The organism is Mycobacterium sp. (assembly GCF_035633495.1).
GTDB lineage: Bacteria > Actinomycetota > Actinomycetes > Mycobacteriales > Mycobacteriaceae > Mycobacterium.
The window spans coordinates 21,801-36,384 of sequence record NZ_DASQEU010000098.1; the positions used below are offsets into that span (position 1 = coordinate 21,801).

17 protein-coding genes are annotated in these 14,584 nt (G+C 68.0%); 10 read left to right on the forward strand and 7 right to left on the reverse strand.

The annotated features are described in order from the left end of the window. The first annotated feature begins 1 nt into the window (after position 1). Positions 2–298 (forward strand): MGMT family protein, encoded by a 297-nt coding sequence (locus VET27_RS14870; protein ID WP_526519371.1) that lies wholly within the window; start codon positions 2–4, stop codon positions 296–298. Positions 299–372: 74 nt separating this feature from the next. Here the strand turns inward: VET27_RS14870 and VET27_RS14875 are convergent, their stop codons facing one another. The 3 genes from VET27_RS14875 to VET27_RS14885 form a co-directional block, all read right to left on the reverse strand. Next, the gene (locus VET27_RS14875) at positions 373–1,227 is read right to left on the reverse strand and encodes a TIGR02569 family protein (protein ID WP_526519373.1); all 855 of its coding nucleotides are present in this window, start codon (positions 1,225–1,227) and stop codon (positions 373–375) included. A gap of 36 nt (positions 1,228–1,263) precedes the next feature. Beyond that, positions 1,264–2,442, reverse strand: coding sequence for an adenylyltransferase/sulfurtransferase MoeZ (gene moeZ / locus VET27_RS14880; RefSeq protein WP_526519375.1), 1,179 nt, complete (start codon positions 2,440–2,442; stop codon positions 1,264–1,266). A 182-nt stretch (positions 2,443–2,624) separates the two neighbouring features. After that, the gene (locus tag VET27_RS14885; protein WP_526519377.1) at positions 2,625–3,659 is read right to left on the reverse strand and encodes a DUF3152 domain-containing protein; all 1,035 of its coding nucleotides are present in this window, start codon (positions 3,657–3,659) and stop codon (positions 2,625–2,627) included. 181 nt (positions 3,660–3,840) lie between these two features. Here VET27_RS14885 and fasR point away from each other — a divergent pair, with 181 nt between their 5' ends. Then, a complete protein-coding gene (fasR, locus tag VET27_RS14890; RefSeq protein ID WP_526519379.1) occupies positions 3,841–4,527 on the forward strand; it encodes an HTH-type transcriptional activator FasR in 687 nt (228 codons plus the stop codon). Here fasR and VET27_RS14895 read toward each other — a convergent pair. Next, positions 4,524–4,784, reverse strand: coding sequence for a DUF3107 family protein (locus VET27_RS14895; RefSeq protein ID WP_526519381.1), 261 nt, complete (start codon positions 4,782–4,784; stop codon positions 4,524–4,526). The two genes, fasR and VET27_RS14895, sit on opposite strands and share 4 nt — an antisense overlap. Before the next feature lie 232 nt (positions 4,785–5,016). Here VET27_RS14895 and VET27_RS14900 point away from each other — a divergent pair, with 232 nt between their 5' ends. Continuing rightward, on the forward strand, positions 5,017–5,823 hold the full coding sequence (locus VET27_RS14900; protein WP_526519383.1) for an MmpS family transport accessory protein: 807 nt from the start codon (positions 5,017–5,019) through the stop codon (positions 5,821–5,823). Between the two features lie 25 nt (positions 5,824–5,848). Here VET27_RS14900 and VET27_RS14905 read toward each other — a convergent pair whose 3' ends face one another. After that, on the reverse strand, positions 5,849–6,541 hold the full coding sequence (locus VET27_RS14905; protein ID WP_526519385.1) for a ferritin-like fold-containing protein: 693 nt from the start codon (positions 6,539–6,541) through the stop codon (positions 5,849–5,851). A 246-nt stretch (positions 6,542–6,787) separates the two neighbouring features. On the opposite strand from VET27_RS14905, the gene VET27_RS14910 reads away from it, so the two are divergent. Beyond that, positions 6,788–8,383 (forward strand): DEAD/DEAH box helicase, encoded by a 1,596-nt coding sequence (locus tag VET27_RS14910; RefSeq protein ID WP_526519387.1) that lies wholly within the window; start codon positions 6,788–6,790, stop codon positions 8,381–8,383. Between the two features lie 19 nt (positions 8,384–8,402). Beyond that, positions 8,403–9,617: an Rv3212 family protein gene (locus VET27_RS14915; RefSeq protein ID WP_526519389.1), complete on the forward strand. Its 1,215-nt coding sequence runs from the start codon at positions 8,403–8,405 to the stop codon at positions 9,615–9,617. Here VET27_RS14915 and VET27_RS14920 read toward each other — a convergent pair whose 3' ends face one another. Beyond that, positions 9,618–10,412 carry a ParA family protein gene (locus tag VET27_RS14920; protein WP_526519392.1) on the reverse strand — a complete coding sequence of 265 codons (795 nt, stop codon included), beginning with the start codon at positions 10,410–10,412 and terminating at the stop codon, positions 9,618–9,620. A gap of 58 nt (positions 10,413–10,470) precedes the next feature. Here VET27_RS14920 and VET27_RS14925 point away from each other — a divergent pair, with 58 nt between their 5' ends. Genes VET27_RS14925 through VET27_RS14935 form a run of 3 tightly spaced genes read left to right on the forward strand, consistent with a single transcriptional unit; the run spans position 10,471 to position 12,649 of the window. Then, positions 10,471–11,082: an acid phosphatase gene (locus VET27_RS14925; protein ID WP_526519394.1), complete on the forward strand. Its 612-nt coding sequence runs from the start codon at positions 10,471–10,473 to the stop codon at positions 11,080–11,082. Further along, entirely contained in the window at positions 11,079–12,173 is a 1,095-nt protein-coding gene (locus VET27_RS14930; RefSeq protein ID WP_526519527.1) for an isochorismate synthase, read from the forward strand. Before VET27_RS14925 ends, VET27_RS14930 begins: the two co-directional genes overlap by 4 nt. Beyond that, positions 12,170–12,649, forward strand: a complete 480-nt coding sequence (locus VET27_RS14935; RefSeq protein WP_526519396.1) for a GNAT family N-acetyltransferase — start codon at positions 12,170–12,172, stop codon at positions 12,647–12,649. Before VET27_RS14930 ends, VET27_RS14935 begins: the two co-directional genes overlap by 4 nt. Here VET27_RS14935 and VET27_RS14940 read toward each other — a convergent pair. Beyond that, positions 12,604–13,023, reverse strand: coding sequence for a hypothetical protein (locus tag VET27_RS14940; protein WP_526519398.1), 420 nt, complete (start codon positions 13,021–13,023; stop codon positions 12,604–12,606). The genes VET27_RS14935 and VET27_RS14940 overlap by 46 nt on opposite strands. A gap of 77 nt (positions 13,024–13,100) precedes the next feature. Between VET27_RS14940 and VET27_RS14945 the strand changes: the two genes are divergently transcribed. After that, entirely contained in the window at positions 13,101–14,060 is a 960-nt protein-coding gene (locus VET27_RS14945; protein WP_526519400.1) for a diacylglycerol/lipid kinase family protein, read from the forward strand. 246 nt (positions 14,061–14,306) lie between these two features. Beyond that, positions 14,307–14,561: a transcriptional regulator WhiB1 gene (whiB1, locus tag VET27_RS14950; protein WP_526519402.1), complete on the forward strand. Its 255-nt coding sequence runs from the start codon at positions 14,307–14,309 to the stop codon at positions 14,559–14,561. Positions 14,562–14,584 lie beyond the last annotated feature (23 nt).

Below are 14,584 nucleotides of genomic sequence, written 5' to 3' on the forward strand. Positions count from 1 at the left end.
CGTGGCCGCGATCACCGACGAACAGGTGGAGACCGTACGCGCGCTGGTCGCCTCGATACCGACGGGCAAGGTCTCTACCTACGGCGACATCGCCACCGCTGCCGAGCTTTCAAGCCCCCGCATCGTCGGCTGGATCATGCGCACGGATTCCTCGGATCTGCCGTGGCACCGCGTCATCAGCGCATCGGGGAAACCTGCACCGCACCTCACTACCAGGCAGTTAGAACTGCTGCGGGCCGAGGGCGTGCTCGCCAAGGACGGCCGGGTGGCCCTACGCGAGGTCCGCCACGAATTTTGACGTCGAGTTCTGCAGGATGGTCGTGACATCGCTCGATCCACGACCCTGATGAAGAACTCGCGAAGGGGCGCGTTCTAGAGAATCAAACGCACCAGCGCGGCGGTGCGGGCGAGTCCCGGGAACGCCGCCGCCGTCGAACGCGGATGCAGCGCGTGCACAGCCAGGCGGAACATCAACGCCCGCAACAACATCTGCGGCCACTCCGGCAGTGGCGCCCAGCGCTCGACCAGACCGTCGTCGGCCTCACCCCACGCCAGGGCGTCGACGACCACGACTCCCGCGGCCCACGATGCCGGCCGCCAGTAGGGCGTGATGTCGGTGATCCCAGGGGCGGCGGTGCCCGCGAAGAGCACCGTGCCGTACAGGTCACCGTGCACCAGTTGGCTGGGGCTGCGAGTCGGGCGCCGCAGCGCGGCCAGCTGGGCGATCAGCTCGACCGACCGCTGCCCGTCCGCGCCACCCGGCGCCACCATGGCACCCGGCGGCAATGAATGCAGCGGCCGTTCCTCCCACGCGGCGCGGTCCGCGGCGATGAACACGTCGACGTCGGACCACGGCGATCCGGGCGGCTGCGTCAGGAATCGTGGGCGTTCCAGCTTGGCGGTGGCTTCGTGCAGGCGCACGGCTGCCGAGACGACCTCGTCGTGGCGCGGTTCCGGCGTGCCCGTGACGAAGGTGTCGGCGCGCCAGCCGGCGACGACGTAGCGACCATCGGTCGAGCGGACCGGTCGCGCGAGCCGAACCCCGTCGACGAACAGCGTCTCCCGGACCTTCGCCGACCATGCGGCACGCGCGTGGTCGGCGACCATCGACATCACGACCTCGCCGCAGCGCCAGCCGCCCTCCCAGCTGGAGCCGAGGGGAACGGGCCGCACACCCGTCAGACCGAACGCCGCCAGCAGGTGATCAGGCGGCATGTCGGCACTCACGGGCTCAGCCTAAGGCGTGGCCCGGCTCACGAGCGGTCAGTACATGACCATGTCGGGTTCGAGTTGCCGCGCCCACGCCACGATGCCGCCCTGCAGGTGCAGTGCGTCGGCGAACCCAGCCTTCTTCACCGCGGCCAGCGCCTCGGCGGAGCGGATGCCGGTCTTGCAGTACAGAACGGGCGTGCGGTCGTGCGGCAGCTTCGTCAGCCCGTCGCCGGACTCGATCGCGGACTTCGGGATCAGTTCGGCCCCGTCGATGTGGTTGATGTCCCATTCGACGGGCTCGCGGACGTCGATCAGCGCGACCTTGCGGCCGGAGTCGAGCATCTCCCGCAACTCGCGGGGGGTGACGGTGGAATCGGCGGCCACCTCGGCCGCCTCGTCCGACACCACGCCGCAAAACGCCTCGTAGTCGATCAGCTCGGTGATCTTCGGCGTCTCGGGATCCTTGCGAATCCTGATGGTGCGGTACGTCATGTCGAGCGCGTCGTACACCATCAGCCTGCCTAGCAGCGGCTCACCGATACCCGTCAGCAGCTTTATGGCCTCGGTGCCCATCACCGACGCGATCGACGCGCACAGGATGCCGAGCACGCCACCCTCGGCGCACGACGGGACCATTCCGGGCGGTGGCGGTTCGGGATACAGGTCGCGGTAGTTCAGTCCGCGCCCGTCGGGGGCGTCCTCCCAGAACACCGACACCTGGCCCTCGAAGCGGTAGATCGAACCCCACACGTAGGGTTTGCCAGCCAGCACCGCGGCGTCGTTGACCAGATAGCGGGTCGCAAAGTTGTCGGTGCCGTCCAGGATCAGGTCGTACTGCCTGAACAGATCGATGGCGTTATCGGGCTCGAGACGCACCTCGTGCAACCGCACCTCGACGAGGGGGTTGACCTCCTTGATCGAGTCCTTGGCGCTCTGGGCCTTCGACCGCCCGATGTCGGACTGCCCGTGGATGATCTGCCGTTGCAGGTTGGACTCGTCGACGACGTCGAAGTCGACGATGCCGATGGTCCCCACGCCCGCAGCGGCCAGGTACAGCAGTGCGGGCGAGCCCAGTCCGCCCGCACCAATGACCAGCACGCGCGCGTTCTTGAGGCGTTTCTGACCGTCGACGCCGAGGTCGGGGATGATCAGATGGCGGCTGTAGCGCGAAACTTCTTCACGCGTGAGCTCTGCCGCGGGCTCAACCAGCGGCGGTAGCGGTGTTGACACCGGGTGGCTCCTCGATTCGACGTGAGACCTCGTGACGATCACACCAGGTCCACCCATTCAACGGCAATCCCGGCGGTTACCTTCCCGGCGGGTCGGGCACTACGGCGCGAAGGTGCGCGAAGTAGCAATCCACGTCGGCGTGTCGGGCGCAAACACGCACGCTCGCGGGAGAAGCAGTGAGTTCAGGCGATCGGGTAGGGCCACGGATTGAATCGGCAGGTCTTGCCGTCGGCCTGGACCGACTCGGGGTCGAACCGCGCATCGTCGTCGTTGCTGGTCGAGAAGGTCTGCTGCATCATCACCGGCGCCAGCCCTCCGTTCTCGGCACACGGCTCGTGCTTCTGGTACCCGATGGCGTGCCCGACCTCGTGGTTGACCAGGTACTGACGGTAGGAGCCGATGTCGCCCTGGAAGGGAACGGCGCCGCGCACCCAGCGGGCCTCGTTGACTAACACGCGGGCTTGGTCGGTCGCGTAGGCCGGGTTGTAGCAGGAGGCCTCGATCGGAATGTCGTAACCGCAGCCCTCGCGCACCGTCATGGGCGACGTCAGCGAGACGCGGAAGTCCGGCTGCACCTGGGAGACGTCGTCGATGCGAGTGAACGCGATCTGAGGGTTGTGCGTCCAACTCTTCGGATTGGTCAACGTTTCGCTGACCATCCGCGCGAATGCCTCGTCACCACCGATCGACGTGGTGTCGACGCCGTCCTCCACCTCGACCGTGTAGGTGAACGACTTCGTCGTGCCCTCGCCGACCTTGGGTGACGTGCCGGGCACGATGTGCCAGGTCTTGGCGCCGGACTCGGTGAACGGCCCGCCGTCGGGCAGGATGCCCGTCGGCAGGTTGGCGTCGAACTCGGTCATGCCCTTGGGCGGGGCGCCGATGATTGCCGTGCTTGCCACCCCGATCGTGGGCGGACCCTGGACGGGCCCCTCGGCGGTGGCCGGCTCGGAGGCGATGGTGCCCGTCAGCGTCTGGTACACGACGAGAACCGTGATCACCGCGAGGACGGGGAGGGCGTAGGCGCGCCAGCCATAGGTCGACACGAACCGCCCCAGCCATGACTGCTTCCGCCACTGCTGGTGCACGTCTCGATTGGATCGCGGCCGCCCGCCGTCGTCGGCCAGGGGGTCGCGCTGCGCGCGCAAGGGTTCCCTCCACTCGTTGCGCAGCACGGGTTGACGACCGCCCCCGCGACGCCCCGGGTCGTAGGTCACCTAACCAGGATGGCACAGCACGAGCCACGACCTGCTTTGGCGCGCCACCCACGGACGCCGGCAGATGACGCATTGCCTTGGTCGGCGGTAGTAGTGTCGATTCGATGAACGGCCGGATCGACCGGCTCACAACGGACCGGCCAGCGCCCCATGGACAGCAGCACAGCCAGATTGAGGACTGATGAGCGACATCGCCAACACCGCCCAGAGGCAGGGCGGGCAACCGGCGAATAGCGAGGGTTCGACGGGGGCTTCCGCCGGCGCCGCCAGGCGCGGCAACCGGCTGCCCCGCGACGAGCGCCGCGGGCAGTTGCTCGTCGCCGCCAGCGAGGTCTTCGTCGATCGCGGCTATCACGCCGCAGGCATGGACGAGATCGCCGACCGGGCGGGTGTCAGCAAACCGGTTCTCTACCAACACTTCTCGTCGAAGCTCGAGCTGTACCTGGCGGTCCTGCAGCGGCACGTCGACAACCTGGTGTCCGGTGTCCGCCAGGCCCTGCGCACCACCACCGACAACCGTCAACGGCTTCGCGCTGCGGTGCAGGCGTTCTTCGACTTCATCGAGCACGACGGCCAGGGCTACCGACTGATCTTCGAGAACGACTACGTCACCGAGCCTCAGGTCTCGGCCCAGGTCAAGGTGGCCACCGAGGCCTGCACCGACGCCGTGTTCGAGCTGATCAGCAGTGATTCCGGGCTGGAAGCGCATCGGGCCAGGATGATCGCGGTCGGGCTGGTCTCGACGAGCGTCGACTGTGCCCGCTACTGGCTGAACTCCGACCGGCCGATCTCCAAGGACGCCGCGGTCGACGGCACGGTGCAGTTCGCCTGGGGCGGACTGTCACACGTGCCGCTGACCCGCTTCTAGCTGAGCTTGTCGGCGACCGCGGCGGCCGTGGCTCCGATGCCGAAGCCGACCCGCCGCGAGTCGGCCGCGCCGATCTCGACGTAGGCGATCCTGGTGTTCTGCACCAGGTAGCGACGCCCCTTCTCGTCGGTCAGTGCGAGCACGCCCGAGTCCTGGGCCAGCGCCGCGGTCACCAACTCCTCTACGTCGCTGGGGGTCTGTGCGCTGTGGAGCACCAGCTCGCGCGGACTGTCGGTGACGCCGATCTTGACCTCCACGCTGAACCCCTTCCTTCGATGATCGTTCTCCTGAAAGGCTAGTGGACGTCGCCGACCGCGCGCGCCGGCGGTCGCGCCACTTCGCGGACAGCGAAGCGGCAGTGGGCCCGAGGAGTCAGAAGCCAACCGAGTCCGGACCGTGACCCTACTGTCAGCGCGTCAACCTCGTGCGTCACTTCAGCCTCGTTAGCATCGCTTGATCGACATCGTCAACGACTCACGGGATAGCGGTATGGACAGGTACTCAACGTATTCGAGGACGTCGACCACGGCGCGCAACGCGGGATCGGCGAATGGCCACGGGGCGCGACGGACCGGCGGTTACACCGACGTCGAGACCGACGTCGTCGATGGCGGTGCGACATACCGTCGCCGCGCCGAGCCCACGTACCGAAACGACGCGGACGTCCACGACTACGACGCGTACGGCGACGTCGACGAGTACGACGACGTCTACGAGTACGAAGACCCCATCGACCGCAGGTGGATCTGGGTCGCGGGCGTCGCGGGCGCGATCCTGCTGATCGCCGTCATCTGCACCGTCGTCATCCTCGGCGGCGGAGACAGCGGCTCGGTGTCCAAGACGATCGCCGCAACCACCCCCACGACGACGGCACAGGACGCTTCGACCACCACCCCGCCCACGATGAGGTCCTCGGCACCTCCCCCGGCGCCGGTGGCCCCGCTGTCACCGGAGACGGTCACCACGATTGCGCCGAGCCCGACCGCCAGTGCCGTCCCGGCTCCGACCGAGGTGGCGCCACCGTCGCCGCGGACCATCACCTATCAGGTGAGCGGCACGCGGCAGCTCCTCGACCTGGTCACCGTCGTCTACACCGACGCGCAGGGCGCATTGCAGACCGAGTTCAACGTCGCGCTGCCATGGTCGCGGACCGTCACGCTGGATCCCGGCGTGGAGTTGAAGTCGGTCATCGCCACCAGCCTGACCGGTCAGCTGAACTGCGCGGTGACCGATGCGACCGGCGCGACGATCGTGGCCCAGAGCACCAACTCGATGATCGCCACCTGCACCAAGTAGGGGCCCGGACCCGTGAACGACGACTCTAGGCGAGTCCGAGTTCGCGGACCCTGGCGTTGTGCGTGTTCTGCAGACGGTCGAAGAACTCGGTCAGTCGACCCAGTCCGTCGCCGCTGGACACCACGAGATCAACCAGTTCGTCGTGCTCGGCGAGCACGTACTGAGCCTGGGTGATGGCCTCGCCCAACAGCCGCCGCGACCACAGCGCGAGACGATGGCGCTGCTTGTCGCTCGCGGCGATCGCGGCCTTGACCTCTGCCACCACGAACTGCGAGTGACCCGTCTCCGCGAGCACCGCGCGCACGACGTCGGCCGCGTCATCGGGGAGCGCATCGGCGATCTCGAGATAGAAATCGGCGGCCAACGCGTCGCCGATGTAGGTCTTGACCAACGCCTCCAGCCAGGTGCTCGGCATGGTCAGGCGGTGGTAGTTCTCCAGCGCGGACGCGTATTTCGCCATCGCAGGAACGATGTCGACACCCCGCTTGGCCAGCGCGACCCGCAGCAGCTCGTAATGGTTCATCTCGGCCGCGGCCATGCTGGCCATGTTGATCCGACCGGCCAGGTTGGGCGCCATCCGCGCCTCGTCGGTGAGCCGGTAGAACGCCGCCACCTCGCCGTAGGCCAGCACGGCGAAGAGCTGGTTGACGCCCGGATGCTCGACCGACGCAGGGTTCACCGTCTGCTCGGTCGAGGCCGCGGGCTTCGTCGGGGTCATGGGCCAACTCTAGACGGACTCGAGCACGCCGACCGGCGCGGCGACCGCCCTGCAAACCCGGCCAGCTATGATGAAAGCCGGAAGTGGCACGTCTTTTACCCGCCACGACCAAGAAATGTGCGTACACAGTGTGTCGATCGGTCGGCCCGCTTCCCCGAAGCCGAGGCTCCCGACGCTCTTTCGTCGAACTCGTGTGCGCGTGTGGACGCCGCGAGATTGACAAACGAAAGGTTACGTCGGCAACGCATGACTGAAATCACCACCAACCCCACCAGCCCCGAGCCCAATGCGGTAACCCCGGACATCGACGTCGTCGTCGAAGCACCCGAGGCAGCACCTCTGACCACGACGTTCGCCGAACTCGGCGTCCGCGAGGAAATCGTGCGCGCACTGGCCGAGGACGGGATCGAACACACCTTCGCGATTCAGGAGCTGACCCTGCCGCTTGCCCTGACCGGCGACGACCTCATCGGGCAGGCCCGCACCGGCATGGGCAAGACCTTCGCCTTCGGGGTGCCGCTACTGCAGCGCATCGTCACCGACGATTCTCGACCGCTCACCGGAATTCCCCGCGCGCTGATCGTCGTGCCGACCCGCGAGCTGTGCCTCCAGGTGTACGACGACCTCGCATCGGCCGCTCGTTACTTGAGGGTGGACGCTCAAGGGCCTGGCGATCGCAAGCTGGTGGTGACCTCCATCTACGGCGGACGTCCGTACGAGCCGCAAATCGAGGCGCTGCAGGAGGGCGTCGACGTCGTCGTGGGCACTCCCGGCCGCCTTCTCGACCTCGCACAACAGGGTCACCTGCAGCTCGGCGGATTGTCCGTCCTGGTGCTCGACGAGGCCGACGAGATGCTCGACCTGGGCTTCCTGCCCGACATCGAGCGGATCCTCAAGCAGATCCCGACCGACCGGCAGGCGATGCTGTTCTCGGCGACCATGCCCGATCCGATCATCACGCTGGCCCGCACGTTCATGAACCAGCCGACGCACATCCGCGCCGAAGCGCCGCACTCCGCGGCCACCCACGACAGCACCGAGCAATTCGCCTACCGCGCCCATGCCTTGGACAAGGTCGAGATGGTCGCGCGCATCCTGCAGGCCGACGCCCGCGGCGCGACCATGATCTTCACCCGCACCAAGCGCACCGCACAGAAGGTCGCCGACGAGCTCGCCGAGCGCGGTTTCAAGGTCGGTGCCGTGCACGGCGACCTGGGCCAGGCCGCCCGCGAGAAGGCGCTCAAGGCATTCCGTACAGGTGAGGTCGACGTGCTGGTCGCTACCGACGTCGCCGCACGCGGCATCGACATCGACGACATCACGCACGTCATCAACTACCAGATTCCCGAGGACGAGCAGGCCTACGTGCACCGCATCGGCCGCACCGGCCGGGCAGGCAAGACCGGTATCGCGGTCACCCTCGTCGACTGGGACGAACTCCCGCGCTGGACGATGATCGACAAGGCGCTCGGACTCAGCAATCCCGATCCCGTCGAGACGTACTCGAATTCACCGCACCTGCACGCCGAACTCAGCATCCCCACCGACGCCACCGGATCCATCGGAAAGGCCACGCGCTCGAGCGAGTCCAGGGACCGGCCGAAGCGCGAGCCGCGCGACGGTCAGAAGCGCGACGGTGATGGGCCTGCCCGCAACCGGGACCGCACCCGGCAGCGGACGCGCGGCGGCAGCACGTCGGGCACCGGACACGTGGAGAGCACCGAGGCCAAGGCGCCCACCGACGCCGAGGGCGCGCCCTCGGGTGACTCCGACAGCCCGGCCAGGCGGCGCCGCAGGCGCCGTCGTCCCAACTCGAACTCCGCCGCCCCGACGGCCGGCTGAACGCGGTACCCGCTGCCCGATGGTCAAACCGGAACGCCGTACCAGGGGTGACCTGTTGGCGGCCGCGGCGATCGTCGTGGTCATCGCCGTCGCCGCGGGACTGATCTGGTGGAGCAGTGACGCGAGAGCGACCATCAGCAGACCTGCCGCCGAACCGGTCTCCGCGCTGAAGGCGGCACGCGACGTGCCGTCGACGCTGCGCGAGCTGTGGAGCGCGACGAGCGCGAAGACCAGTCGACCCGTCGTCGCCGGCGGAGCCGTCGTGACTGGCGACGGGCGACAGGTCGACGGTCGAGACCCGGTCACCGGAGGCGTCCTCTGGAGCTATGCACGCGACGTGGACCTCTGCGGCGTCACCTATGTCTACAACGACGCCGTCGCGGTGTATCCCGACGACCGGGGCTGCGGCCAGGTGACGACGATCGACGGGCGGACCGGCCGCCGCCACTACTCCCGCACCGCCTACGCCGACGCCGAGGTGACGCTGTCCTCGGACGGTTCCACGGTCCTCTCGGCCGGAGACAGCCGGCTGGAGCTGTGGCGCTCCGACATGGTCCGCATGATCAGCTACGGCGCACTGGACGCCAGAATCAAGCCCGAGGTTCCCTCCCAGCCACTTTGCGGGATGGTGTCCGCGGCGGCGAACTCGGCGGCGGTATCCGTGCTCCAGAGATGCCCAGGCCAGGCGGACATGCGTCTCGCCCTGTTGGTGCCCTCCGACGAGGAGGACGAGCCCACCACCAAGATCGTCCAGTTGCCGGGGGTACCCGCCGACGCCGCCGCACGGGTGATCGCCGTCTCCGACACCACCACCGCCATCTACCTCCCGACGCCGAAACCCGTCGTCGACGTCATCGACGAAACGGGTGCCACCATCGCCAGCACTGCCCTGCCGAAACCGGTGCCGGCGCAGGCCACGGCGTCGCGCGCGGGAGACCTGGTCACGTGGTGGACCGGTGACAGCGTGATGGTCTTCGAGGCCAACGGCTTGCGGTACAAGTACACCGTCTCCCCGCTCAACGGCCAGGCGCCCGTCGGCCCGGCGACCCTGATGGCAGGCAAGCTGCTCGTGCCCGTCACGTCCGGCTATGACGTGTTCGACCCCGAGACCGGGGCGGGCGAATCCCACATCGACGTCAAGCGCGCGCCGACCCAGACTGCGGTGGTGCCCGCCGTCGCAGGTTCGACGCTGTTGGAGCAACGCGGCGGCACCCTGGTGGCGCTGGGTTCCTGACTACACGTCGGGGGTGTACGTCGGCAGGGCCTTGCCCGACTTCCAATACTTCATCAGCGCATCGGCGAGCTCACGATAGGCGTTGGCGCCTTTGTTCTTTCGACCCGCGAGCACCGAAGAACCCGACGCGCTGGCCTCGGCGAACCGGACCGTACGCGGGATCGGCGGCCCCAGCACCACCAGACCGTAACGATCGGCGACGTCGAGAAGCACGTCGCGGCTGTGCGTCGTCCGTGAGTCGTAGAGGGTGGGGAGGGCCCCGAGCATGCGCAGGTCCGCGTTGGTGATCTGCTGGACGTCGTCGACCGTCCGCAGGAACTGGCCGACGCCACGGTGCGCCAGCGTCTCGCACTGCAAGGGCACGATCACGTCATTCGCCGCGGTCAGCCCGTTCAGGGTGAGAACACCCAGCGACGGTGGGCAGTCGACGATGACGACGTCGAACTGGTCCCCCACCTTGGCCAGGGCCCGCTTCAGGGCGTACTCGCGGCCCGCCCGCATCAACAACATCGCCTCGGCGCCGGCCAGGTCGATGTTGGCGGGCAGCAGCGTCATGCCCTCGACCGTCGCCACCAGTGCCGTATCGGGCTCCACGTCGCCGAGAAGCACCTCGTGGATGGACACCGCCAGTTTGTCGGCATCCTGGCCGAGCGAGAACGTCAAACAGCCCTGCGGGTCCAGGTCGACGAGCAGCACCCGCTGCCCCTTCTCCGCCATCGCCGCACCCAACGACGCCACCGTCGTCGTCTTGGCGACTCCACCCTTTTGATTGGCGACCGCCAGTACTCGTGTCACGTGTTCATCCTGGCATGCGCGCGGAGAATCGCGTCCGTCACGAGGCAGAATCGCCGGGGTGGGTTCCGAACGGCACCGCCTCATACTGCTCCGACACGGTGAGACCGAGTGGTCGAAGACGGGTCAACACACAGGCCGCACCGAACTCGACCTCACCGACGAGGGCCGCGAACAGGCCCGGCTGGCGGCCGCGGCAATGGCGAACCTGCAACTGCGCGACCCGTTCGTGATCAGCAGCCCGAGACACCGCGCGCTGGTCACCGCCGAACTGGCCTGCCTGAAGGTCGACGAGGTGTCCGGCCTCCTGGCCGAATGGGACTACGGGGACTATGAAGGGACCACCACCGACGACATCCGCAAGGCGGTGCCCGATTGGCTGGTCTGGACGCACGGGTGCCCGGGTGGCGAGACGGTCGCGCAGGTCTCCCAGCGCGCCGACGGGGCCATCGCGATGGCGCTGGGGCACATGCAGTCGCGGGACGTGGTGTTCGTCGGCCATGGCCACTTCTCGCGCTCGATGCTCACCCGCTGGATCGAACAGCCGCTGTACGAGGGCATTCGGTTCTCCATGGCTGCGGCGTCGCTCGCGGTCTGCGGTTACGAACACGGCGTCCGTCAGATCACTGCACTCGGCCTCTCCGGACACGTCAATCCGTGCCTGCCCCGGTGACCGTCGAGCCGTCCTTCCTCCTTGCCGGGCGGGACGGTGTCGTCGTCGCCGAGGGAGTGGGCACCGCGTACCCGCGATTGAGCGACGCGCAGGCGGCCCTCGCCTCCGGTGAGGCGCCGATCATTCTGGGCGCCTTGCCCTTCGACGTCACCCGCCCGACGGCACTGATGCGGCCCGGTCGCGTTCGCTTCACCGACACGCTGCCCGACTGGACGCCACGGACCATGCCCGCCGTACGCATCACCGAGACCGTGCCCGCGCCCGCCGAACACCGGGCCCGCATCGCCGCGGCGCTCGAGCGGCTGCGCGACCCCGACTCCGCGCTGCACAAGGTGGTGCTCGCGCGGGCGCTGCGACTCGTCGCGGACGACGCACTCGACGTGGTGGCCATCGTGGGCCGGTTGGCCGAGGACCACTCGGTTACAACGTATTTCGTGGATCTCAGCGCGGCGGGTGGCGAACATGCGGGCACCGCGCTTGTCGGTGCCAGCCCCGAGTTGCTGGTGGCACGCCGCGGCGACGTGCTGACCTGCAGGCCGTTCGCGGGGTCGGCGCCACGCTCGGCCGACCCCGCGGCGGACCGGGCCAGCGGTGCTGCGCTGGCAGACTCGGCGAAGAACCTGCGTGAGCATCAACTGGTGGTCGACCAGATGCGTGCGGCGTTGCAACCGCTGTGCGTCGACCTGGACATCGCGTCGACACCGGAGCTCAGCAGCACGTCTGCCGTGTGGCACCTGAGCACGCCGATCACCGGTCGTCTACGCGACTCATCCACCACCGCCTTGGATCTCGCGGTCGCGCTGCACCCCACCGCGGCCGTCGGCGGAGTGCCCACCGCGGATGCCGTCGACCTCATCGAGAGCCTCGAAGGCGATCGCGGCTTCTACGCCGGAGCCGTCGGGTGGTGCGACGGCAACGGTGACGGCACGTGGGTGGTCTCCATCCGGTGCGCCGAACTCTCTGCCGACCGTCGCACCGCCGAGGCCAGGTCCGGCGGCGGCATCGTCGCCGAGTCCGATCCCGATGATGAAGTGGCCGAGACGAATACGAAGTTCCGAACCATCCTGACCGCGATGGGAGTGAGCACGTGACCGTGAACATCCGCCGGGCCCGCCCCGGCGACGAGACCGAGCTGGTCGCCATGGTGCGCGAACTGGCCGACTTCGAGCACGCGCTGGAAGAGTGCACGGTGACCGGAGCCCAGTTGCACCAAGCGCTGTTCGGCGAGCCCGCCAGCGTCCAGGCGTGCCTAGCCGAGGTCGACGGTGAGCCCGCGGCGATGGTGCTGTGGTTCTACAACTTCTCCACCTGGGACGGCGTGGCGGGCATCTACCTGGAGGATCTGTTCGTCAGGCCCGCGTTCCGCCGCCACGGCCTGGCCCGGGCACTGCTGTCGACGCTGGCCCGCGAATGCGTCACGAAGGGCTACACCCGGCTGACGTGGGCCGTGCTCGACTGGAACTCCAACGCGATCGCCCTGTACGACTCCGTCGGCGGCCACCCGCAGACGGAGTGGATCACCTACCGGGTGTCCGGCGACGAGTTGTCCGCGCTCGCCGAATCCTGACCGAGCCACTCCACCGCCGACGGGCTGAACAGCAGGACCAGCGCGACGGCGGCGACGACCGCAACGGGCACGCCGTAGGACCACTGCGCAGAGCCCACGGCGATGTACCACGCCACGGGGAGCAGCAAGAGTTGCGCGAACACCGCGATACCGCGGCCCCAGCGTCTGCCCGTCCACAAGGCCCACCCGGCGGCGATGAGGACGCTGCCCATGACGACGAACCAGCCAGCGGTGCCGTACCCGCTGATCGCCTTCTCGTGAGCGCCTCCGAGCGCCCTTACGACGAGAACCATGGCCACGACCACCAGTACGACGCCCTCCAGCGTCACCACGGCGGCCGCCTGACGGACGGTGGACGGCGAGGGCACGATCACACAGTTGAGCGTAGAGCGCCTCGGCGGGGTATGCGGGAAGGGTGCGACCGGCGAGCGTGCGGATAGGGTTGAGCCCCGTGCGTGCCGTCCTCATCGTGAACCCCAACGCCACGTCGACCACTCCCGCGGGACGTGACCTGCTTGCGCATGCGTTGGAGAGCCGCGTCAAGTTGACCGTCGCGCACACCGACCACCGCGGCCACGCGATCGAGATCGCCAGGGACGCGACGCGCGACGGTGTCGACGTGGTCATCGTGCACGGCGGCGACGGCACGGTGAACGAAGTGGTCAACGGCATTCTCGGCGACTGTGGGCAGGCCCCGCCGAAGCGCGGACCGGCGATCGCGGTGGTGCCGGGCGGATCGGCCAACGTCTTCGCCCGCGCCCTGGGCATCAGCCCCGATCCCATCGACGCGACCAACCAACTCGTCGACCTCCTGGGCGCATACCGCCGTGGCGGCAAGTGGCGCCGCATCGGCCTGATGGACTGCGGCGACCGGTGGGGCGTCTTCACCGCAGGGATGGGCGTCGACGGTGACGTCGTGGCCTCCGTCGAGGCTCAGCGGGAGAAGGGGCGCAAGGTCACCGCCGCCCGCTACATGCGGGTGGCGACCCGCGCCGTGCTGGCCAGCGCCTGCAAGGAACCGACGTTGACCCTGGAGCTCCCCGGCCGCGATCCCGTTGTCGGCGTGCACTTCGCGTTGGTGTCGAACTCCAGTCCGTGGACCTACGCCAACGCACGGCCGGTCTGGACCAACCCGTCGACCACCTTCGAGACGGGGTTGGGGGTGTTCGCCACGACGAGCATGAACGTGTGGGCGAATCTGGGACTGGTGCGCCAGATGTTGTCCAAGAAACCGCGCCTCGACGCCAAGCATCTGGTCCGCGACGACGACGTGCCGTGGGTGAGGGTGACCGCCGACACGCCCGTGAGCTGTCAGATCGACGGAGATTACGTCGGCCAGCGCGAAAGGATGACGTTCACGGCCGTCCGGGATGCCATCGGCGTGGTGGCACCGCCAAGAAAAACGCCTTGAGCTGCCACTTCCCTGTGAAGTGCAGGTATTTCGGGCGTAAGTGGCTTGAGTGTAGTACAAACGGATGAGGGGATCGGTAACGCGGTCCCGCAGTGACATTGCCCACGTGTTAACGCGCCTCTATTGACATCTGTTCAGCCTGTGGAAGCATCGATTGCAACAGTGCAGAAACATTTGACGTGCACGCGTTAACAGCCGAAGAAAAGCTCGTGCGCCTTGCTGCGCACACGAAGAGGAGTTGTAACTATGGATTGGCGGCACAAGGCGGTCTGTCGTGACGAGGATCCGGAACTGTTCTTCCCCGTGGGGAACAGCGGCCCGGCACTCGCCCAAATCGCTGATGCAAAGATCGTCTGCAACCGCTGCCCGGTCACTACGGAGTGCCTGAGCTGGGCTTTGGACTCCGGTCAGGATGCGGGCGTCTGGGGCGGAATGAGCGAGGACGAGCGTCGCGCACTCAAGCGCCGCAACGCGCGGACGAGGGCTCGCACGGGCGTCTAGCCCAACACATCGCACGATTCACG

Coding starts and splice junctions, on each gene's coding strand:
- fasR (WP_526519379.1), top strand. CDS start 3,841: ATGAGCGACATCGCCAACACCGCCCAGAGGCAGGGCGGGCAACCGGCG.
- VET27_RS14900 (WP_526519383.1), top strand. CDS start 5,017: ATGGACAGGTACTCAACGTATTCGAGGACGTCGACCACGGCGCGCAAC.
- VET27_RS14905 (WP_526519385.1), bottom strand. CDS start 6,541: ATGACCCCGACGAAGCCCGCGGCCTCGACCGAGCAGACGGTGAACCCT.
- VET27_RS14910 (WP_526519387.1), top strand. CDS start 6,788: ATGACTGAAATCACCACCAACCCCACCAGCCCCGAGCCCAATGCGGTA.
- VET27_RS14915 (WP_526519389.1), top strand. CDS start 8,403: ATGGTCAAACCGGAACGCCGTACCAGGGGTGACCTGTTGGCGGCCGCG.
- whiB1 (WP_526519402.1), top strand. CDS start 14,307: ATGGATTGGCGGCACAAGGCGGTCTGTCGTGACGAGGATCCGGAACTG.